A 20,366-nucleotide genomic window follows, 5' to 3' on the forward strand; every position below is an offset into this window, starting at 1 on the left:
GCCTACGTTGCCCGACCGGACGCCACCGTCCGGAACGCGCGAGAACGGCGAGCGCCGCCGCGATCGGGACGAACACCACCACACCGCCCCCCGGCGTGGAGCGGACCGGGGGCGGGGCGCCGGTGGAGGCGGCCGGCGAATCGGCCACGTCGTCGAAGGTGGCCGGCACCGAGAGGGCGCTCCACCGCGACGACGGCCAGACCACCGTGAAGGCCCGACCCACCACGTTCTCGATCGGCACCGGTCCCTGGCAGCGGGCGTCCTGCGAGACCATGCGGTGGTCGCCCATCACGAAGATCTGCCCGGGCGGGACGACGACCTCCTCGAAACGCCGCGACCGGCACTCGCGGGGGTTGGGCGGGATGTCCAGCGGGGAGTCCCGCAGGACGTACGACGACTCGTCGAGCGGCGTGCCGTTGACCAGCACCCGCCCCTCGGGGTCGCAGCACTTCACCCGGTCGCCGGGCAGGCCGATGACCCGCTTGATGAAGTCCTTCTCGCCGGGGCGGCTGACGCCGACAAGGTCGCCGACCGTGCGACTCAGCTTCCCGGCGAAGCCGGGCTCCGGTCCCTCGGCGACCTGGGGCGCCCAGCGGTCGGTGCCCCGGAAGACGACCACCTCGCCGCGCACCGGGTCGCGTACGTCGTAGACGACCTTGTTCACCAGGACCCGGTCGCCGACGAGGAGGGTGTCCTCCATCGAGCCGGAGGGGATGAAGAAGGCCTGGAGCAGGAAGGTGCGGATCAGCACCGCGAGGCAGAACGCGACGACCAGCAGCAGCGGCAGCTCCTGCCAGAGCGGCATCTGGCGGCGCGGACGGCGGGCCCGGCGGCGCCAGGGGTCGACGGCGCCGTCCTCGTCAAGCGTCTGCACCACGCCACTCTCCGGTCAGCAGAAATGACACTACCGCCCGGGAACCCCGTCGAGGCTCCCCGGGCGGTAGTGGACGTCGCTCCGCCGTGCCGGCGGGACGTCGCCCTGCTGCGCCCGTACCGACCAGGGTAGTGCGGTCCGGTCGGTACGGCATACGCGCAGCTCGGGCGGCGTGGCGAGCGTGAGGTCAGCTGGGCTGCTTCTCGCGCTTCTCCTTGATCTTGGCCTTCTTGCCGCGCAGCTCGCGCAGGTAGTAGAGCTTGGCCCGGCGGACGTCACCGCGGGTCACGACCTCGATCCGGTCGATGCCCGGGCTGTTGATCGGGTAGGTGCGCTCGACGCCGACACCGAAGCTGATCTTGCGGACCGAGAAGGTCTCGCGCAGACCGTCACCCTGGCGGCGGATCACGACGCCCTGGAAGATCTGGACACGGGACCGGTTGCCCTCGACGACCCGGGCGTGCACCTTCACGGTGTCACCGGCACGGAAGTCGGGCAGGTCGGTCCGCTTCGACTGGGCGTCAAGGGCGTCCAGGATGTTCATCGCTGCGTCCTCGTGAGGCTCACGGCGCACCGTCAGTCGGTGCGCGGGTGGGTGATTCTGATCCCCGGGTGGCGGTCGGTGTCATCCGACCCCGGTCGGGGATCCTCGCAGCCGTCCGCGGCGCGGCCGGTTGCGGCAACCCCCCTACTTTGCCACATCCCCCGCCGGCAGCTGAAATCCGGCCCGGTCCAACGCGGCCGCGTCCCGCTTGTCCAGCCGCCGCGGGTCGAGCCCGGCGAGCATGTCGGGGCGGCGCGCCGCCGTCCGGGTCAGCGCCTCGTCGCGCCGCCAGCGGGCGATCCTGCCGTGGTCGCCGGAGCGGAGCACCTCCGGCACCTCCAGCCCGCGCCAGGTGGCCGGCTTCGTGTACATGGGCGCCTCCAGCAGCCCGTCGGCGTGCGACTCCTCGGCGAGCGAGCCCGCGTTGCCGAGCACCCCGGGCAGCAACCGGGTGACCGCCTCCAGGATCACCAGCACGGCCACCTCCCCGCCGAACAGGACGTAGTCGCCGAGGGAGACCTCGGTGACGGGCATCCGGGTGGCGGCGTGGTCGAGCACCCGCTGGTCGATGCCCTCGTACCGGCCGCAGGCGAAGAGCAGGTGCGGCTCGGCGGCCAGCTCGTGCGCCGTCGCCTGGGTCAGCGGCGCGCCGGTCGGGGCCGGCACCACCAGCCGCGGCGGGGTCACCTCCGCCGGGGCGAGGGCGTCGAGCGCCTCGCCCCACGGCTCCGGCCGCATCACCATGCCAGGCCCGCCGCCGTACGGCGTGTCGTCGACCGTGCGGTGCACGTCGTGGGTCCAGGTCCGCAGGTCGTGTACGGCCAGCCGCAGCGTGCCGTTCGCCCGCGCCCTGCCGATCAGCGACAGGTCGAGCGGGGCGAAGTACTCCGGGAAGATCGACACGATGTCGACGCGCATGCGGGGCTGCTCCAGCGGTTCTACAGATCGAGCAGACCGGCCGGCGGGTCGACGACGACGCGACCGCCGGCGAGGTCTACCTCGGGGACGATCGCCTTGACGAACGGGATGAGCGCGGTGCGACCCTCGGGCCGGTGCAGCACCAGCATGTCGGAGGCGGGGGCGTGGTCGATCCGGGCCACCTCGCCCAGCCGTTCGCCGTCGGGGGTCACCACGGCCAGCCCGACGAGCTGGTGGTCGTGGAACTCCTCCGGGTCCTCCGGCGGCGCGACGTCCGCGCTGTCGACGGCGACCAGCGTGCCGCGCAGCGCCTCGGCGACGTCCCGGTCCAGGATGCCCTCGAACGCGACCAGCATCCGCCCCTGGTGCCAACGGGCGGACTCCACGACCAGTTCGGCGGGCACCCGGAACGGCTCGCCGCCCTCCGGCGCGGGCTGCGGCGACGGCGCAGCCCCCGGCTCGGTGCGCGGCGCGCGACCACCGGGCGCGGGCGCCGCCCCGGGCATGGTGCGCAGCGCCATGCCCGGGGCGAACCGTGCTTCGGGTTCGTCGGTCCGCACCTCCACGGTGACCTCACCGCGGATGCCGTGCGGCTTGCCGATCCTGCCGACGATGAGCAGCATCAGTACGAGTCGACGATGTCGACGCGCACGCCGCGCCCGCCGATGGAGCCGATCACCTGGCGCAGTGCCTTGGCGGTCCGGCCGGACCGCCCGATCACCGTGCCGAGGTCCTCCGGGTGCACGCGGACTTCCAGCCGCTTGCCCCGACGGGAGTCGACCAGCCGGACGCGTACGTCATCGGGGTGGTCGACGATGCCCTTGACCAGGTGCTCCAACGCCGGACGCAGAGGCATGTCAGGCCTGCTCACCGGCGTCGGCAGCGGCGGCCGGGGCCTCGGCCGGAGCCTCGGTCTTCGGCGCCTCGGCCGGAGCCTCGGTCTTCGGCGCCTCGGCCTTGGCGGCCTTCTTGGCCGGCTTGGCCGGCGTCTCGGCCAGCCCGGCGGCGGCCTTCGCCTCGGCCTCGTACGCCGCGGTGCGGTCGACCCGCTCCGCCGCGACCTTCAGCGGCGGCGGGGCCGGCAGGCCCTTGAACTTCTGCCAGTCACCGGTCAGCTCCAGCAGCCGCTGCACCGCCTCGCTCGGCTGGGCGCCGACGGACAGCCAGTACTGGACCCGCTCCGACTTGACCTCGATCACCGAAGGGTCCTCCTTCGGCTGGTAGACCCCGACGAACTCGATCGCCCGGCCGTCACGCTTGGTGCGCGAGTCGGCGACGACGATGCGGTACTGCGGGTTGCGGATCTTGCCCATCCGCAGGAGCCGGATCTTTACGGCCACAGTTGTTTCGCTCCTGTTGCGATTTCACCGGCCCGGTACGGGCGGTGCACGGGTGAGCGCCGACCGGCACAGTGGGGTTGGGCCGGAGACTGCTCGGTGGACTGGCGACGTGCCCGGGTTAGAGGGCGCCGGACACGCGCCGGATACCAGCCAGCCATTCTGCCAGATCGGCCCGGGATCTTTCACACCGGACCACCTCGGGTCACCCGCCGAGGGACGGAAGTGACCGAAAGCACACCGGACTGGCGGCGGGCCCACGGCCGGCGGACGGGCGCCGGGCTGGTCGCGGGCGGGCGCCGGCGGGGGCGGCTCAGCGCGCCGGGGGGCGGTCCCAGCCGGGGGGCAGTTCCTCCGGCGTACCCCACTCGGCCGGCGGGGTGAAGTCGCACCAGGTGCCGTCGAACGGGAACTCCCCCGCCTCCGCCAGCGCGATCACCCGCTTCCCCTCGGCCCGGACCGCGTCGGGGTCGGCGACCCAGTAGTGCTCGGGGAAGGCCAGCCGCTCGTCGAACTCCTCCTCGTCCTTCCACTCCCAGCGGCGGTCGGGGCGGATGACCACGTCGAGGTCCTGGTCGACCATGTCGACCCCGGCGAGGGCGCCGTCGTCCCAGCGCACCCCCGGCTCCTCCAGGTTCACGTACCAGTTGGCGAAGCGGTCGTGCGCGTCGCGGAACCACCACACCGAGTGGGCCGCGCCGTGGGGCAGAAACGTCAGCAGCGACGGGCCGTCCCACCGGCCGGGGGCCAACCGGTACGACGAGGAGATCCACTCGGTGAAGGGGACCGCCCGCATGCCGAGCCCCGCCTCGGTGACCTCGCCGGCCACCGCGGAGTTCCGGGCCACCCAGAGCAGCAGGCCCCGGTCGTCGTCGCTGACCACCCGCGCCGGGCGTACCCAGCCGATCCGGCCCCGGCGCACGTTGCGGTGCACGACCAGCCGCCCAGGTTCGAATCTCACGCCCCGACCCTACCGGCGCCGCCACGGCCGGCCAGCCGCCGCCACGCCCCCGGGGGTGGTGAGGATGGGACCCCGGCTACGCCCGAGGCGTCGGCGGGGTGCCCTTCCTCACCACCGCACCGAGTCAGTAGGCGCGGGCCAGGATGGCGACCAGGTCGGGCTCGTCCTCGGAGTCGGGCACCGAGCCGTCGGCGCGCAGCAGGCAGCGGACCGTGACGCCCTGGCCGTTCGCCTCGGCCTCGCCCTGCGCGCCGACCGCCGACCACGGCACCCGGGCCCAGCCGGTGGCCGCCGCCTCGATCGCCTCGGCCAGGGTCGCGACCTCGACCGTGCGGGACCGGCGGTGGGCCAGCGCCTGGTCGTGCAGGGCCCGCTGGTCGGCGTCGAGGGCGGCCAGCACGGCGGCCACCACGTCGGCCACCGGCGTCGGGGACTTCGAGCCGTCGGTGCGACGGACCGCGACCGCGTTGCCGGCGGCCAGGTCGCGGGGGCCGACCTCGACGCGTACCGGATAGCCGCGCAGCTCGGCGTCGACGGCCCGGCGGCCGAACGGGGTGTCGACGCGGTCGTCGAGCGCGACCCGGACCCCCGCGTCGCGCAGCGCGTCGCGCAGCGCGGCCGCCGCCTCGCCGACGCCCTCGCCGTCCTTGACGACCATGACGTACGCCTGCACCGGCGCGAGCCTCGGCGGCACGCGCAGGCCGTTGTCGTCGCCGTGGCACATGATCAGGCCGCCGAGCATCCGGGTGGAGGTGCCCCACGAGGTCGTCCAGGCGTGCTCCCGGCCCCCCTCGGCCGAGGAGTAGCTGATGTCGAAGGCCTTGGCGAAGTTCTGCCCCAGCTCGTGGCTGGTGCCGAGCTGGAGCGCCTTGCCGTCGCCCATCATGCCTTCCAGGGTGTAGGTGGCCGTGGCGCCGGCGAAGCGCTCGCGGGCCGTCTTCAGGCCGACGACCACCGGGATGGCGAGCACGTTGACCATGAGGTCCTCGTACGCCTCGTGCAGGATCCGCCGGGCGTAGGCGCGGGCGTCCTCCCGGGTGGCGTGCGCGGTGTGCCCCTCCTGCCAGAGGAACTCGCTGGTGCGCAGGAAGATCCGGGGGCGCAGCTCCCAGCGGACCACGTTTGCCCACTGGTTGAGCAGCAGCGGCAGGTCGCGGTAGGAGTCGATCCACTTGGCCATGAACTCGCCGATGACGGTCTCGCTGGTGGGGCGCACCACGACCGGCTCGGCGAGCTGCTTGCCGCCGCCGTGGGTGACCACCGCGAGCTCCGGCGAGAAGCCCTCGACGTGCTCCGCCTCGCGCTTGAGGTAGCTCTCGGGGATGAAGAGCGGGAAGTACGCGTTCTCCGCGCCCGCCGCCTTGATCCGGGCGTCCATCTCGGCCTGCATCCGCTCCCAGATGGCGTAGCCGGCCGGGCGGATGACCATGGTCCCCCGGACCGGGCCGTTGTCGGCCAGCTTCGCCTTGGCGATCAGGTCCTGGTACCAGCGGGGAAAGTCCTCCGCACGGGGAGTGAGCACGCGTGCCATGACCGCACATCCTATGCGTCGGCCGAAGGGCCGGCGCCATCGGGCGCGACGTCGCCGACATCCGCCGTACCGGTCGCCCCGGCGGGCCGTAGGATGCGACCACCATGGGTGAGGTGAGGGACGGCACCCGTTCGCGGGAGGCGATCGTCGCGGCCGCCCGGGCGTTGACCGTCGCGACCGGCTGGGACGGCGTCCGGATGGGCGCCGTCGCGCGCGCGGCGGGAGTGAGCCGGCAGACGGTCTACAACGAGTTCGGCAGCAAGGCGGCCCTTGCCGAGGCGCTCGCCCGGCGGGAGGTCGAACGCTTCGTCGGCGCCGTGCGCGCCCTGCTGCGGGCGCACGGCGACGACGTCCGGGCCGCCGCGCACGCGACGATCACGCACACCCTCCGCGAGGCGGCGGGCGACCCGCTCATCAAGGCCGTCCTGACCAGCAACCGGGGCGGCTCGGACGAGCTGCTGCCGTTCCTGACCACCCGGTCGGAGCTGGTGCTGGCCGAGGCCACCGCCGTGCTGCTGGAGTGGGCCGACGAGGCGCTGCCGGGGGCCGACCGGGCGGCGGTCACCTTCGCCACGGATTCGGTGATCCGGTTGGTGATCAGCCACATCCTGCTGCCCGGCGCCCCGGTCGAGCAGACCGCCGCGGCCCTCGCCGACCTGGCGGTGTACCTCCTCCTTTACGCGGTCACCCAGGGCGCCCAGAACGACTGACCGGGGCCCGCCCGGGGACGCTCATCCGCCGGCCCGGCTGGGCGGCGGCGCGCCCCCCTCCCGCGGTTCAGCGGATCACGCGGCCGCGCAGCACGATGCGGGCGGGGTCGCGGACGGCGCGCAGGTCGACGCGCGGGTCCTCGGGATAGACGACCAGGTCGGCCAGGCCACCCTCGACCAGACCGGGGAAGCCGAGCCACTCGCGGGCCCGCCAGGACGCGGCGGCGAGCACGTCGAGGTTGGACATGCCGGCCTGCTCGCGCAGGAGCAGCATCTCCTCCGCGGCGAGGCCGTGGTCGATGCCGCCGCCCGCGTCCGTGCCGACGTAGATGGGCACCCCGGCCTCGTACGCCGAGCGGACCACCTCGGGGAAGCGGTCGCGCAGGGCGAGCATGTGCTCGGCGTAGCCGGGGAACTTCTCCCGGGCCTGGTCGGCGATCCCGCCGAAGGTGCGAATGTTGATCATCGTGGGGATCAGGGCGGTGCCCCGGCGGGCCATCTCGTCGATCAGGTCCAGGCTCAGGCCGGTGCCGTGCTCGACCGAGTCCACCCCGGCGCGCACCATGATGTCGACGGCCGACTCGGAGAAGGTGTGCACGGCGGCGCGTACCCCGGCGGCGTGCGCGGCCTCGACGGCGGCGGTCATGGTGTCGGCGTCCCACGACGGGGCGAGGTCGCCGACGCCCCGGTCGATCCAGTCGCCGACCAGCTTCACCCAGCCGTTGCCGGCGCGCGCCTGCGCGGCCACGGTGGCGGCCACCTCGGCGGCGCCGACCTCGACGCCGATGTCGCGCAGGTAGCGTTTCGGCGGCGCGACGTGCCGGCCGGCGCGGGCCAGCCGCGGCAGGTCCGGCTCGTCGTCGAGCTCCGGGTACGGAAAGGGCGAGCCGGCGTCCCGGATCGCGAGGACCCCGGCATCCCGGTCCACCCGGGCCAGCTCGCGGGCCTGGTCGAGCGAGGTGATCGGGGCGCCGCCCCGGGCGATGCCTATGTGGCAGTGCGCGTCGATCAGGCCGGGCAGCACGAAACCGCCGTCGGCGATGGTCCGCGCGCCGGGCACCGGGCTGAACGTCACCCGGTCGCCGACCAACCACAGGTCGCGAACCTCGTCGTCGGGCAGCACCACGCCGCGTACGTGCCAGGCCATGGGTCCTCCGTCCGCGCGGTGGGGACGCCTCAGCGGGGCTGGCCGTCGCCGCCCTTGCCGAGCTTGTTGAAGTCGATCTTCGGCAGCTTGAAGCCCGGAGGCAGGCCCTGGCCGGCGGCCAGGTCGTTCGGGTCCAGGCCCGGGGGCAGCTGCGGCATGCCGCCCGGGAAGCCGCCCGGCATCCCGGCGCCCGCCCCGGTGCGCGGCCGGTTGCCGCCCTTGGTGCCCTTGCGCTTGTTCTTCGGCGACTTCGTCGCCTTGCGCCGGCCGCCGCCGGGCAGGCCCATCATGCCGCCCATCTGCTTCATCATCTTCTGCGCGTCGGTGAAGCGGTTGAGCAGCTGGTTGACGTCCATCACCGTGACGCCCGAGCCGTTGGCGATGCGGGCCCGGCGGGAGCCGTTGATGATCTTGGGGTTGGTGCGCTCGGCCGGGGTCATCGACCGGATGATCGCCGTGACCCGGTCGAAGTGCTTGTCGTCCAGCTCCGCCAGCTGGTCCTTCATCTGCCCCATGCCCGGCATCATGGCCAGCACGTTGGCGATCGGGCCCATCCGCCGGACCGCGATGAGCTGGTCGAGGAAGTCCTCCAGGGTGAACTGCTCGCCGCCCATCAGCTTGGCGGTCATCTTCTCCTTCTGATCGGAGTCGAAGGCCTGCTCGGCCTGCTCGATCAGAGTGAGGACGTCGCCCATGCCGAGGATCCGGCTGGCCATCCGGTCGGGGTGGAAGACGTCGAAGTCCTCCAGCTTCTCGCCCGTGGAGGCGAAGAGGATGGGCTGCCCGGTGACCTCCCGGACCGACAGCGCGGCGCCACCGCGGGCGTCGCCGTCGAGCTTGGAGAGGACCACGCCGGTGATGCCCACGCCGTCGCGGAAGGCCTCGGCGGTGCGGACCGCGTCCTGACCGACCATGGCGTCGATGACGAAGATGACCTCGTCCGGGGCGACCGCGTCGCGGATGTCGGCGGCCTGCCGCATCATCTCGGCGTCGATGCCGAGCCGGCCGGCGGTGTCGACGATGACGATGTCCCGGGCGGCCCGCTTCGCGTGCTCGATCGAGGCGCGCGCCACCTGCACCGGGTCGCCGACGCCGTTGCCCGGCTCGGGGGCGTACACCTCGACGCCGGCCCGGCCGCCGAGCACCTGGAGCTGCCCGACGGCGTTGGGGCGCTGGAGGTCGGCGGCGACCAGCAGCGGCTGGTGGCCCTGGGCCTTGAGCCAGCGCGCCAGCTTGCCGGCGAGGGTGGTCTTGCCGGAACCCTGGAGGCCGGCCAGCATGATCACCGTCGGCGACTGCTTGGCGAACTGGAGCCGCCGCCCCTCGCCACCGAGGACGTTGATCAGCTCGTCGTTGACGATCTTGATGATCTGCTGCGCCGGGTTGAGCGCCTGGGAGACCTCCGAGCCGCGCGCCCGTTCCTTGACGTTCGCGATGAAGCCCTTGACCACCGGCAGCGCGACGTCCGCCTCCAGCAGCGCGAGGCGGATCTCGCGCGCGGTGGCGTCGATGTCGGCGTCGGTGAGCCGGCCCTTGCCGCGGAGCTTGGTGAAGATCCCGGACAGGCGGTCACTCAAGGTGTCAAACACGCGAACATCCCGTTTGTCAGTGTTACCGGCGGGCACATCGGCGACCGGGCGAGGTGTCCGGTCACCGCTAGGGTAGCCGGCCGGTCGGTCGGCCGCTGTGGCCCGGGCACAGCCGCGGTCCCCGGCCACCCGCTTCCTACACCGCGGCGAGCACCGCGGCCTCCAGCCGGTCCCGGGTGGCGTCGTCCGGCCAGCCGCCGACGAGGTAGAAGGCGTCGACGACGTCGCCGCCGAGGGTGGAGATGCGGGCGGCGCGCACCTGGGCGCCGGCCTCGTCGAGGGCGCAGGTGACCCGGTAGAGCAGGCCCGCCGCGTCGGCGGCGCGCAGTTCCAGCAGCACGGCGTCGGTGGCCGCCTCGCGGTGCCAGACCACCCGGGGCGCGGCTCCCCCGGCCCGCGCCGCCAGGGCCCGGCCGCGCAGCCGCTGGGTGACCGAGACGTCGCCGCTCACCGCGCGGCGCAGGTCGGCGCCGAGCGCGATGGGGTCGGGGGCGAGCCCGTAGCGGGGCTGCACCCGGCACTCGACCAGGGCCCGGCCGTCGACGGCGGAGGCGTCGGCCGAGAGCACCTCCAGCCGGTGCAGCGCCAGGCAGCCGGCCACCGTCGCGAGCAGGCCGCGCCGGTCCGCCGAGGCCACCGCCACCCGGTCCGCCGCCAGGTGTACGACGGGCAGGGGCCCCGCCAGCAGTGCCGGGTCCGGCGCGGGCGGGGCGGGCAGCACGCCGGTGTCCAGCGCGGTGCGCACCCGGGCGACCAGCTCGGCGATCAGCCGACCCTTCCAGTCGGACCAGGCGGCGGGGCCGGTGGCGGCCGCGTCGGCGCGGACCAGGGCGTGCAGCAGGTCCAGCGTGGTCGGGTCGCCGACCCGCCGGGCCACCCCCGCGATGGTGACCGGGTCGGCGAGGTCGCGGCGGGTGGCCACGTCGGGCAGGAGCAGGTGCAGCCGGACCAGCGCGCCGATCAGCGCCACCTCCGGCCCGGGCAGGCCGATCCGGGCGGCCACCGCCTCGGCCAGCGGCGCCCCGACCGTGCTGTGGTCTCCCGGTAGCCCCTTGCCGACGTCGTGCAGGAGTGCGCCGAGCAGCAGCAGGTCGGGACGGTCCACCTCGCGGGCGTACCGGCTCGCCTCGTGGGCGGCCTGCACGAGGTGCCGGTCGAGGGTGTACCGGTGCACCGGGTTGTGCTGCGGGAGGCTGCGCAGCCGGGTCCACTCGGGCAGCCAGCCCTCGACCAGCCCGTACCGGTCGCAGGTCTCCCAGGCCGGCACCAGGCCGGGACCGGCGCCGAGCAGGGTGACGAGCGCGGCCCGGGCCTCGGCCGGCCACGGCGCCGGCAGCGGCGGGCAGTACGCGGCCAGCCACTCACAGGTGGCCCGGGCGATCGGCAGCCGGGTGACGGCCGCCGCCGCGGCGACCCGCAGCGACAGGCTCGGGTCCGGCCGGGCGCCGATCGCCGTACGGGCCAGCACCAGCTCGCCGTCGTGCTCCACGACGTCGCGGGCGACCGGCCGGCGCGGCGGACGGCCGTCGGCACCCCGGCGGCGGCCCGAGCGGAGCCGGTCGGCGGCGCGGAAGGCGTCGTCCAGGGCGTGGCTGACGGTCCGGGCGTCCCCGGCGACCCGGCGCAGCAGCGCGTCGCCGTCGCCGGCGCCGCCTCGTCGCGCGGCGTCGGGCCCGCTCGGTGCCGGTGGGCGCAGCCCGAGCAGCGCGGCGACCCCGTCGCGTTCCTGGGCGACCAGCCGGTCGACCCGGCGGCCGGTCTGGCGGTGCAGCGCGTCGCGGGTGTCCAGCAGCCGCAGGTGCGCCGCGCGGACGGCGGGGCGCAGCGCGTCGGTGATCCCGGCGGTCGCGACGGCCCGCAGGATGCCCACGTCGCGCAGCCCGCCGGCCGCCTCCTTCAGGTCGCCCTCCAGCAGGAAGGCCAGCTCGCCGTGGGCCGCCCAGCGGGCGGTGGTGATCTCCCGCAGCCCGGCCAGCTGCCGGACGGCGGTACGCCGCCAGTGGTCGGCGGCGGTGCGCACAAGCGCGTCGGCGAGCGCGGCGTCGCCGGCCACCAGCCGCGCGTCGAGCAGCCCGAGGGCCACCTTGACGTCGTCCTGGGCGACCGAGAGCGCCTCGGGGACGGTGCGCACCGAGTGGTCCAACCGCAGCCCGGCGTCCCACACCGGATACCAGATCGAGGCGGCCAGCTCGTCCACGCCGGGCACCCCGGCGTGCAGCAGGACGAGGTCGAGGTCGCCGTGCGGCGCGCACTGCCGGCGTCCCAGCCCGCCGACGGCGACCAGCGCCACCCCGGACCGCCGCGGAAGCAGCTCGCGCAGCCAACGGTCGTGGGCGTCGGCGCGCGCGGCCCGTGCCGCCGCCCCGACGCCCGCGTTCCCGTCGACGACCTCGTCGACCGGGAGTCCCGCGGCACCGTTGCCGGTGTGTCCCGGCGCGTTCCTCCCGGTCGACGAGGTCATGTCCGTGGGTCTCCGGTCAGAGCGCGTCGAGGCCGCGCTCGCCGGTGCGGACCCGCACGACCTCCTCGACGGCGGTCACCCAGACCTTCCCGTCGCCGATCTTGCCGGTCCGGGCGGCGCCGACGACGGCGTCCACGATCTTGTCGACGTCCAGCTCGTCGGTCAGCACCTCCACCCGGATCTTGGGCAGGAACTCGACGGTGTACTCGGCACCCCGGTAGACCTCCGTGTGCCCCTTCTGCCGGCCGTAGCCCTGGACCTCGCTGACGGTCAGGCCGGCCACGCCGAGGGCGTGCAGGGCCTCCTTCACCGCGTCCAGCTGGTACGGCTTGATGACCGCGGTCACCAGCTTCATGTCCAACCCCTCCATCCCAGGAACGTTAACCGGCGACCTTCTCGTCGACGGGCTCGGCGGGCGCGGCCGGCTCGGCGGGCGCCGCGGCCGGCGCCGCGGCCGGCTTGGTGCCGGCCAGGCCCGCCATGGCGAACGCGCTGCCACCGGCGCTGCCGGCGGCCGGCGACAGGTCGTAGCCGCTCTCGGCGTGCTCGGCGATGTCGATGCCGCCGACCTCCTCCTCGGCCCGGAGGCGGAAGCCGATCGTCTTCTCGATGCCGAAGGCCAGCACCCAGGCCACCGCGAACGACCAGACGGTGACGATCAGGCCGGCCAGGGCCTGCCGGCCGAGCTGGGTCAGCCCGCCACCGTAGAAGAGCCCGTCGGAGGCGCCGATCACGTCGCCGATCGCGCCGTTGACCGAGTTGGTGGCGAAGAGGCCGAGCCAGAGCGAGCCGATCCAGCCGCCGACGAAGTGCACACCGACCACGTCGAGCGAGTCGTCGTAGCCGAGCCGGTACTTCAGGCTGATGGCCAGCGCGCAGACCGCCCCGGCGACCAGACCGAGCAGCACCGCCGCCCAGGGAGCGACGAAGCCGCAGGCGGGGGTGATGGCGACCAGCCCGGCGACGGCGCCGGACGAGGCGCCGACCAGGGTCGGCCTCCGGTCCTTGATCCACTCGACGACGATCCAGCCGAGCACCGCGGCGGCCGTGGCGAGCTGCGTGTTGATGAAGGCCAGGCCGGCGACCGAGTCGACGGTGAGCTCGGAACCGGCGTTGAAGCCGAACCAGCCGAACCAGAGCAGTCCGGCGCCGAGCGCGACGAGCGGGATGTTGTGCGGCTTCATGCCCTCCCGGGGCCAGCCGAGACGCTTGCCCAGCACCAGGGCCAGGGCCAGGGCCGCCGCGCCGGCGTTGATGTGCACCGCGGTGCCGCCGGCGAAGTCCAGCGCGTGCAGGTCGGCGCCGATGATGCCGCCGCCCCACACCCAGTGCGCGACCGGGAAGTAGACCAGCGTCGCCCAGCCGAACGCGAAGAGCAGCCAACCGGCGAACTTCGCCCGGTCGGAGACCGCGCCGCTGATCAGCGCGACCGTGATCACGGCGAACATCATCTGGAAGGCCATGAACACGTAGAGCGGGACGCCGATGCCGCTCGGGTTCTCGGCCGTGGCACCCCAGAGGTCGGTCTCGGCGAGGAAGGTCTTGGTGCCGAGGTAGGCGCCCGGGTCGCCCCAGAGCCCGTTCACGTCGCTGCCGAAGGCGACGCTGAAGCCGTAGAACCACCACAGTACGGAGATGAGCCCGATCGCGGAGAAGCTCATCATCATCATGTTCAGTACACCCTTGGCCCGGTTGAGGCCGCCGTAGAACAGCGCCAGTCCGGGCGTCATGAGCAGCACGAGCGCCGTCGACACCAGCAACCAGACGGTGTTGCCGGAGTCGATCGTGGGTGCCTCGGGCACGCTGGCCTCCTAAAGGTGAAGTTCCCTCCTTCACGGCTTCCGGGGCAGCGTCGCCCGTACGCCGGATGGGCGGAAGCCTGCTAGCTTCCTGTTTCCCGCAGCGTCACCCGTCGATTTCCGAACGGTGACGGCTTGTTTCCGACGTGTGAAGAGAACCGCACCACCGCCCGGGGCGGCGCCCCGGGCGGCACGGCGCGCTCAGCGCAGCGCGTACTCCAGGGCGTTGCGCTCGTAGTCGAGCAGCCGCAGGTCCCGCATCGGGCGGCGCAGGTGCCCCTTGTGCACGATCCGGACGAAGGCCGGCTCACCGGCGGCGGCCATCCGGCGGATCCCCTCCACGTGGTCCACGATCCGTTTGCGGATCGTGCGGATCAGCCGGTGCCGGTCCCGGGGGATCAGCCCGTACGCGTCGGCGAAGAGGCGCAGCCGGCGCGGCCGGTCGGGGTGCTTCCAGCCGAGGGTGATCGAGTCCCGGTCGGAGAAGATCGGCACCCACGTCCAGGCCGCGTACGCCACGTCGTAGATCCGGGCGCCCGGCGAGGCGAGGTCGAAGTCGATCAGCCCGAGGGTGCCGTCGGGCCGCCAGATCACGTTGTGCGGGGCGGCGTCGTGATGGCAGATCACCTCGGTGTCCGGCGGCGGCGGGCCGAACGAGCGCCACACCGCGCCGGGCGGGGGCGCGAAGCCGTACTGGGCGTCGTGGAACATCCGCAGCATCGTGGCGACGGTCACCAGGGCCTCGTCGGTGACCCAGTGCGGGGCCAGCGGGTACTCCCCGCACTCCCCCTCCAGGTACGACAGGACCTCCCGGTTGCGCTCGTCCATGCCCAGCGCGCGGGGTGCGCCGGTGAAGCCGACGTACTCCAGGTGGCGCAGCAGGGCGTGCACCGAGGGCGTCCACGGCCCGGCGTTGCGCCGGACCGTGTCGCCGACCCGGACGACGGTGCTGACGTTCCCGCCGTGCAGCGGGATCTCCTGCGAAGTCACGTACGGTCTCCCGAGGCGCTGCGACGGGTGGCTGGGGTCGCGCCACCCGGCGTAGGCGCGATCGTCGGTCGTCACTGCGAGGTTACGCGTCCCGGGCGAGCGGCTCGGTACCGAGCAGCGCGTCGACGAACTGCGCGGGGTCGAACGGCGCGAGGTCGTCCTTGCCCTCGCCGAGCCCGACCAGCTTGACCGGGATGCCCAGCTTGCGCTGCACGGCGATCACGATGCCGCCCTTGGCGGTGCCGTCGAGCTTGGTGAGCACGACGCCGGTCACGTTGACCACCTCGGTGAAGACCCGGGCCTGCTCCAGCCCGTTCTGCCCGGTGGTGGCGTCGAGGATCAGCAGCGTCTCGTCGATCGGGCCGTGCTTCTCCACCACCCGCTTGACCTTGCCCAGCTCGTCCATCAGGCCGATCTTGTTCTGCAGCCGGCCCGCGGTGTCGATGAGCACCGTGTCCACGCCGGTGTCGATGCCGCGCTTGACCGCGTCGAAGGCCACGCTGGCCGGGTCGGCCGCCTCGGGCCCGCGCACGGTCTCCGCGCCGACCCGCCCGCCCCAGGTCTCCAGCTGGTCCGCGGCGGCGGCCCGGAAGGTGTCGGCCGCGCCGAGCAGCACGCTGCGGCCGTCGGCGACGAGCACCCGGGCGATCTTGCCGCAGGTGGTGGTCTTGCCCGCGCCGTTGACGCCGACCACCAGCAGCACCGCCGGCGCGCCCTCCTTCGGCGCGGTCCGCAGGGACCGGTCGAGGGTCGGGTCGAGCGCGTTGACCAGTTCGGCGGCGAGCAGGGCGCGCAGCTCGCCGGCGGAGCGGGTGCCGAGGACGCGGGTCCGCTCGCGCAGCCGGTCGACGATGTCCCGGGTGGCGTCGATGCCGACGTCGGCGGTGATCAGGCTGTCCTCGATCTCCTCCCAGGCGTCCTCGTCGAGGTGGTCGCGGCTGAGCAGGCCGAGCAGGCCCTTGCCGAAGACGTTCTGCGACCGGGACAGCCGCGAGCGCAGCCGGACCAGCCGGCCGGCCGTCGGCTCGGGGACCTCCAGCACCTGCGCCGGGGCCTCCAGCACCGGCGGTTCCACCAGGATCCCGGTGGAGAGTTCGGCCTCCGGCGCCTGCACCGGCGGGCCGGCCAGGTCCTCCTCGGCCCGGGTGTCGACCTCCGTCCGTGGCAGCGGCGGCTCCGGTCGCCGGCGCAGCCGCGGCACGACCAGCCCGATGCCGCCAAGGATCAGCACGCCGAGCAGGGCGAGCGCGATGAGGAGGTATTCGGTCATGCCGGAATCCTGTCAGATGCCGGCGAGGCTGTCCCAGCCACCGCTCCCGACCGCGCGCGCGAGGGCCGACGGTAGGCTCCGTCACAGCCAGCAGTGGTGCGACCGCCGGCCGGGGTAGTAAAGATGAAGTCCGCTCACCTGGAGGTCGCCATGCCCGCGGCACATCTGCTCGTCGGTCCGCTGCTGCGCAGGGTGGTCGACACCCGGGCGACCGTCTGGGTGGAAACCAGTGCGCCCGCCGTGGTCACCGTCCGCACCGCCGACGGTGCCGTCGGCACCGCGCCCACCTTCAGCGCGTACGACCACCACTACGCGCTCGTCGTGGTGCAGGGGCTCACCCCGGACAGCGCCACCAGCTACGAGGTGCTGATCGACGACGAGGTCGCCTGGCCGGTGCCGAAGAGCAAGTTCCCGCCCAGCGTGATCCGCACCCGGGCGGCGGACGACCTCGACCAGCCGGTCCGGTTGGTCTTCGGCTCCTGCCGGGAGACCACCCAGCACGCCACCACCCGGCGGCTGCCCCCGGACGCGCTCGACGCGTACGCCCGGCGGCTGATGGCCGGGCAGGACCCGGGCGAGCTACCCGACCTGCTGGTGCTCCTGGGCGACCAGGTGTACGCCGACGTGACCTCGCCCACGGTGCGGCGGCTGCTGAAGCGGCGCCGCCGGCGGCCGAAGGGCGCGCCGATCGACCAGGTGGTCAGCTTCGACGAGTACACCAAGCTCTACCTGGAGTCGTGGCGCGACCCCGAGATCCGCTGGCTGCTCTCCACCGTGCCCAGCGTGATGATCTTCGACGACCACGAGGTCATCGACGACTGGAACACCTCGGCCGCCTGGCGGAGCGACATGCGCGAGCAGCCCTGGTGGGCCGAGCGGATCGCCAGCGGCCTCGCCTCCTACTGGGTCTACCAGCACCTGGGCAACCTCTCCCCCGACGAGATCGCCGCCGACCCGGTCTTCGCCAAGGTCAGCGCGGCCGAGGACGCCACCGGCGTGCTGCGCGAGTTCGGCCAGCGCGTCGACACCGAGGCCGACCTCGCCCACGACACCGAGCGGTGGCGCGCCGTGCAGTACCAGTGGAGCTACGCGCTGGACCTGGGCCGGACCCGGCTGGTCATGCTCGACAACCGGTGCAGCCGGGTGCTGGAGGCGGGCCAGCGGGCCATGCTGCCGCCGGGCGAGTGGGCGTGGTTCCTCGACCAGGCGCACGGCGTCTACGACCACCTCGTGGTCGGCGCGTCACTGCCCTGGCTGCTGCCGCCGGGCATCCACCACGTGGAGGCGTGGAACGAGAGGCTGGCCGACTCCCGGCGGCCCTGGGTGGCCCGGCTGTCCGAGAAGCTGCGCCGAGGGCTGGACCTGGAACACTGGGCCGCCTTCCGCCGCTCGTTCGACGCGCTCGGCGCGCTCTTCGCGCGCCTCGGCAGCGGCACCCCCGGCCCGCCCGGCGAGCGGGTCGGGGCCGGCCCGGCGTACGCGCCACCGGCGTCGATCAGCGTGCTCTCCGGTGACGTGCACCACTCGTACGTGGCGCGGGCCCGGTTCGACGACCGGAGCGTGGTCACCCCGGTGCACCAGCTGACCTGCTCGCCCATCCACAACCAGGTGCCCGCCGGGATGCGCCCGCTGATGCGGCTCGGCTGGTCGCCCGGGCCGTCCGGGGCCACCCGGGCCCTGGCCCGTACCGCCGGGGTGCGCCGCCCGTCGCTGCGCTGGAAGCGGCTGGCTGGGCCGTACTTCGGCAACGCCGTCGCCACGCTGGCGCACTCCGGGCGCACCGCCGAGGTCAGCATCGAGGGCACCACCAACGACGGGCACCTGCGCGAGGTGATGCGGCAACGGCTGACCCCCGGCCGGTGAGCCGGCGGCCGTCGGCGGTGGTCGCGGCGCCGCGATAACCGCTCGCGGGTTGTCAGGGGTGCCGGCCAGGATGACCGGCATGACATGGCGAGCACCGGAGATCACCCGGACCCCCGAGCCCTACGTCGGCGACGAGCGCACCATGCTGGAGGGCTGGCTGGACTACCACCGGCAGACCCTGCTGCTCAAGTGCGCCGGGCTGACCGCCGAGCAGCTGCGCACGGCGAGCGTCGAGCCCTCCGGGCTCACCCTGCTCGGCCTGGTCCGGCACCTGGCCGAGGTCGAGGCCTGGTGGTTCCGGGAGAACCTCGCCGGTGAGCAGGTCGACTACCCCTACTTCACGCCCGAGAATCCCGACGCCGACCACGACGTGAGCGCCGCCGACGCCGAGGCCGACCTCGCCACCTTCCACCGGGAGGTCGCGCTGGCCCGGGCCGCCGCCGCCGGCCGCTCGCTCGACGACACCTTCACCGAGGTCGGGCCGAAGGCCCGGGTGTTCAACCTGCGCTGGGTCTACGTGCACATGATCGAGGAGTACGCCCGGCACAACGGCCACGCCGACCTCATCCGCGAACGCATCGACGGCGTCACCGGCGAATGAGCGGCCCGGCCCGGCGGCCTCAGTACGCCAGCGCCGCCCGCGCGTAGCGCAGGTCGCCCGGGCCGCTCCAGCGCAGCGCCGACAGCCCCGCGACGCGGGCGCCCCGGATCGCCCAGTCCTCGTCGTCGACGAAGAGCACCCGGGCCGCCGGTGTCTCCAGCGCCTCGCAGGCCGCCTGGAAGTACTCCTTCGCCGGCTTGTTCACCCCGACCCTGGACGAGTTGACCACCACGTCGAACTCGCCGACCAGGCCGAGCGCGGCGAGGTCGGCGTCGAGCAGGTCGGTGGCGTTCGTGCCGAGCCCGACCCGGATGCCGCCGGCGCGCGCCTCGCGGACGAAGGCGAGCACCGCCTGGTCGACCTCGCCCCGGTAACGCTGCCACTGCCGCACGGCCGCCCGGGCCCGCTCGGCGCCGCCCGCGCTGTCGGCCAGCGCGTCGGCGACGCTGGCCATCCAGTCGGCGTGGCTGACCCGGCCGGTCAGCACCGGCTGGAGCCGGCCCCACTGCATGGCGATCTCGGTCAGCACGCCCTCGGAGAGGCCGTACTCCCGCTCGACCCCCGCCGCCACCGCCGGGTCCCACCGCCGCAGGACGCCGTCGAAGTCCAGCAGGAGCGCCGTCGCCCGTTCCCGACCCACTACTCGTTCCCCTCGCCGCGGCCGCGCCGCTCGTCGTCTCCGTCGGCCCGGTTGAGCCGCTGGCTGATCACCTGGGTGACCCCGTTACGCATGGTCACGCCGTACAGGGCGTCGGCGACCTCCATCGTCCGCTTCTGGTGCGTGATGACGATGAGCTGGCTCTTCTCCCGCAGCTGGGCCAGCAGCGTGATCAACCGTCCCAGGTTGACGTCGTCGAGCGCCGCCTCCACCTCGTCCATGATGTAGAACGGGCTGGGCCGGGCCCGGAAGATGGCCACCAGCATCGCCACCGCCGTCAACGACCGCTCGCCGCCGGAGAGCAGCGACAGCCGCTTGATCTTCTTGCCGGGCGGACGGGCCTCCACCTCGACGCCGGTGGCGAGCAGGTCGTCGGGCTCGGTGAGCACGAGCCGCCCCTCGCCGCCGGGGAAGAGCACGGTGAAGACCTGCTGGAACTCCCGGGCGGTGTCGGCGAACGCGCTGGCGAAGACCTCCAGGATCCGGTCGTCGACGTCCTTGACCACGGTGAGCAGGTCACGGCGGGTGGCCTTCAGGTCCTCCAGCTGCTCGGAGAGGAACTTGTAGCGCTCCTCCAGCGCGGCGAACTCCTCCAGGGCCAGCGGGTTCACCTTGCCGAGCAGGGCCAGCTCCCGTTCCGCCTTGGCGGCCCGCTTCTCCTGCACCGGCCGCTCGTAGCGGACGGGCTCGGGCAGCGGCAGGCCGTCGCGTTCGGCCGCCGCCACGTCGGCCTGGGTGGGCGGCACGGGCTGGGCCGGGCCGTACTCGGCGACCAGGCTCTCCACGTCCAGCCCGAAGTCCTCCGCGGCCTTCGCCTCCAGCTGCTCGATGCGCAGCCGCTGCTCGGCGCGGGCCACCTCGTCACGGTGCACCTGGCTGGTCAGCCGCTCCAGCTCCGCGCCGAACCGCTTGGCCGCGCCGCGTACCTCCTGGAGTTCGGCCTCGCGCCCGGCGCGCTCGCGGGCCACGGCGTCGCGGTGCTCCTCGGCGGCGGCGATGGAGGTGGCCAGCCGGGTCAGGGCCTCCCGGGCACCGCCCGCCACCGCCCGGGCGATGCCGGCGCCCCGGGCCCCCGCCGCCCCCCCCGCCCCGGCGCCGTCGCGCGGAGTCGGG

At 74.0% G+C, this 20,366-nt stretch carries 18 protein-coding genes and 2 pseudogenes; 3 read left to right on the forward strand and 17 right to left on the reverse strand.

Features of this window, described 5'->3' with window-relative positions; genetic code table 11:
- Positions 1-2 precede the first annotated feature (2 nt).
- The 8 genes and pseudogenes from lepB to proS form a co-directional block, all read right to left on the reverse strand.
- Positions 3-877 (reverse strand): annotated as a pseudogene (gene lepB / locus V6V16_RS14510) (signal peptidase I).
- 184 nt (positions 878-1,061) lie between these two features.
- The gene (rplS, locus tag V6V16_RS14515; RefSeq protein WP_210836847.1) at positions 1,062-1,418 is read right to left on the reverse strand and encodes a 50S ribosomal protein L19; all 357 of its coding nucleotides are present in this window, start codon (positions 1,416-1,418) and stop codon (positions 1,062-1,064) included.
- Positions 1,419-1,562: 144 nt separating this feature from the next.
- Positions 1,563-2,336, reverse strand: coding sequence for a tRNA (guanosine(37)-N1)-methyltransferase TrmD (gene trmD / locus V6V16_RS14520; RefSeq protein WP_334562543.1), 774 nt, complete (start codon positions 2,334-2,336; stop codon positions 1,563-1,565).
- A gap of 20 nt (positions 2,337-2,356) precedes the next feature.
- Entirely contained in the window at positions 2,357-2,956 is a 600-nt protein-coding gene (gene rimM, locus V6V16_RS14525) for a ribosome maturation factor RimM (protein WP_334562560.1), read from the reverse strand.
- A 2-nt stretch (positions 2,957-2,958) separates the two neighbouring features.
- A complete protein-coding gene (locus tag V6V16_RS14530; protein ID WP_186718042.1) occupies positions 2,959-3,219 on the reverse strand; it encodes an RNA-binding protein in 261 nt (86 codons plus the stop codon).
- Positions 3,194-3,676 carry a 30S ribosomal protein S16 gene (gene rpsP, locus V6V16_RS14535; protein ID WP_334562544.1) on the reverse strand — a complete coding sequence of 161 codons (483 nt, stop codon included), beginning with the start codon at positions 3,674-3,676 and terminating at the stop codon, positions 3,194-3,196. Before rpsP ends, V6V16_RS14530 begins: the two co-directional genes overlap by 26 nt.
- Positions 3,677-3,986: 310 nt before the next feature.
- A complete protein-coding gene (locus V6V16_RS14540; protein WP_334562545.1) occupies positions 3,987-4,634 on the reverse strand; it encodes a DUF402 domain-containing protein in 648 nt (215 codons plus the stop codon).
- A 124-nt stretch (positions 4,635-4,758) separates the two neighbouring features.
- A complete protein-coding gene (gene proS / locus V6V16_RS14545) occupies positions 4,759-6,165 on the reverse strand; it encodes a proline--tRNA ligase (protein ID WP_334562546.1) in 1,407 nt (468 codons plus the stop codon).
- Between the two features lie 104 nt (positions 6,166-6,269).
- On the opposite strand from proS, the gene V6V16_RS14550 reads away from it, so the two are divergent.
- Positions 6,270-6,875, forward strand: a complete 606-nt coding sequence (locus V6V16_RS14550; RefSeq protein WP_334562547.1) for a TetR/AcrR family transcriptional regulator — start codon at positions 6,270-6,272, stop codon at positions 6,873-6,875.
- A 67-nt stretch (positions 6,876-6,942) separates the two neighbouring features.
- On the opposite strand, the gene V6V16_RS14555 is transcribed toward V6V16_RS14550, so the two are convergent.
- From V6V16_RS14555 to ftsY, 7 genes are all read right to left on the reverse strand, one after another.
- Complete coding sequence (locus V6V16_RS14555) at positions 6,943-8,022, reverse strand: amidohydrolase family protein (RefSeq protein ID WP_334562548.1); 1,080 nt, start codon at positions 8,020-8,022, stop codon at positions 6,943-6,945.
- A gap of 29 nt (positions 8,023-8,051) precedes the next feature.
- Positions 8,052-9,611: a signal recognition particle protein gene (ffh, locus tag V6V16_RS14560; protein WP_334562549.1), complete on the reverse strand. Its 1,560-nt coding sequence runs from the start codon at positions 9,609-9,611 to the stop codon at positions 8,052-8,054.
- A 136-nt stretch (positions 9,612-9,747) separates the two neighbouring features.
- Positions 9,748-12,072 carry a [protein-PII] uridylyltransferase gene (locus V6V16_RS14565; RefSeq protein ID WP_334562550.1) on the reverse strand — a complete coding sequence of 775 codons (2,325 nt, stop codon included), beginning with the start codon at positions 12,070-12,072 and terminating at the stop codon, positions 9,748-9,750.
- A 16-nt stretch (positions 12,073-12,088) separates the two neighbouring features.
- Entirely contained in the window at positions 12,089-12,427 is a 339-nt protein-coding gene (locus tag V6V16_RS14570; RefSeq protein ID WP_334562561.1) for a P-II family nitrogen regulator, read from the reverse strand.
- 25 nt (positions 12,428-12,452) lie between these two features.
- Positions 12,453-13,874, reverse strand: a complete 1,422-nt coding sequence (locus tag V6V16_RS14575) for an ammonium transporter (protein WP_334562551.1) — start codon at positions 13,872-13,874, stop codon at positions 12,453-12,455.
- Positions 13,875-14,072: 198 nt separating this feature from the next.
- Complete coding sequence (locus V6V16_RS14580) at positions 14,073-14,936, reverse strand: aminoglycoside phosphotransferase family protein (protein WP_334562552.1); 864 nt, start codon at positions 14,934-14,936, stop codon at positions 14,073-14,075.
- A gap of 7 nt (positions 14,937-14,943) precedes the next feature.
- Complete coding sequence (gene ftsY / locus V6V16_RS14585) at positions 14,944-16,131, reverse strand: signal recognition particle-docking protein FtsY (RefSeq protein ID WP_334562553.1); 1,188 nt, start codon at positions 16,129-16,131, stop codon at positions 14,944-14,946.
- Between the two features lie 150 nt (positions 16,132-16,281).
- Between ftsY and V6V16_RS14590 the strand changes: the two genes are divergently transcribed.
- Together V6V16_RS14590 and V6V16_RS14595 are read left to right on the forward strand one after the other, a co-directional pair.
- On the forward strand, positions 16,282-17,994 hold the full coding sequence (locus V6V16_RS14590; RefSeq protein ID WP_334562562.1) for an alkaline phosphatase D family protein: 1,713 nt from the start codon (positions 16,282-16,284) through the stop codon (positions 17,992-17,994).
- Positions 17,995-18,073: 79 nt separating this feature from the next.
- Positions 18,074-18,595, forward strand: coding sequence for a DinB family protein (locus tag V6V16_RS14595; RefSeq protein ID WP_334562554.1), 522 nt, complete (start codon positions 18,074-18,076; stop codon positions 18,593-18,595).
- A gap of 19 nt (positions 18,596-18,614) precedes the next feature.
- Here V6V16_RS14595 and V6V16_RS14600 read toward each other — a convergent pair whose 3' ends face one another.
- Both V6V16_RS14600 and V6V16_RS14605 read right to left on the reverse strand, forming a co-directional pair.
- Positions 18,615-19,235 (reverse strand): HAD family hydrolase, encoded by a 621-nt coding sequence (locus V6V16_RS14600; protein ID WP_334562555.1) that lies wholly within the window; start codon positions 19,233-19,235, stop codon positions 18,615-18,617.
- Positions 19,235-20,366, reverse strand: a pseudogene (locus tag V6V16_RS14605) (AAA family ATPase); the annotation flags it as partial. The gene V6V16_RS14600 and the pseudogene V6V16_RS14605, both read right to left, overlap by 1 nt.

The sequence above is a fragment of the Micromonospora sp. CPCC 205561 genome (genome assembly GCF_036906775.1).
Lineage (GTDB): Bacteria > Actinomycetota > Actinomycetes > Mycobacteriales > Micromonosporaceae > Micromonospora.

Coding starts and splice junctions, on each gene's coding strand:
- rplS (WP_210836847.1), bottom strand. CDS start 1,418: ATGAACATCCTGGACGCCCTTGACGCCCAGTCGAAGCGGACCGACCTG.
- trmD (WP_334562543.1), bottom strand. CDS start 2,336: ATGCGCGTCGACATCGTGTCGATCTTCCCGGAGTACTTCGCCCCGCTC.
- proS (WP_334562546.1), bottom strand. CDS start 6,165: ATGGCACGCGTGCTCACTCCCCGTGCGGAGGACTTTCCCCGCTGGTAC.
- V6V16_RS14550 (WP_334562547.1), top strand. CDS start 6,270: ATGGGTGAGGTGAGGGACGGCACCCGTTCGCGGGAGGCGATCGTCGCG.
- V6V16_RS14555 (WP_334562548.1), bottom strand. CDS start 8,022: ATGGCCTGGCACGTACGCGGCGTGGTGCTGCCCGACGACGAGGTTCGC.
- V6V16_RS14565 (WP_334562550.1), bottom strand. CDS start 12,072: ATGACCTCGTCGACCGGGAGGAACGCGCCGGGACACACCGGCAACGGT.
- V6V16_RS14570 (WP_334562561.1), bottom strand. CDS start 12,427: ATGAAGCTGGTGACCGCGGTCATCAAGCCGTACCAGCTGGACGCGGTG.
- ftsY (WP_334562553.1), bottom strand. CDS start 16,131: ATGACCGAATACCTCCTCATCGCGCTCGCCCTGCTCGGCGTGCTGATC.
- V6V16_RS14590 (WP_334562562.1), top strand. CDS start 16,282: ATGCCCGCGGCACATCTGCTCGTCGGTCCGCTGCTGCGCAGGGTGGTC.
- V6V16_RS14595 (WP_334562554.1), top strand. CDS start 18,074: ATGACATGGCGAGCACCGGAGATCACCCGGACCCCCGAGCCCTACGTC.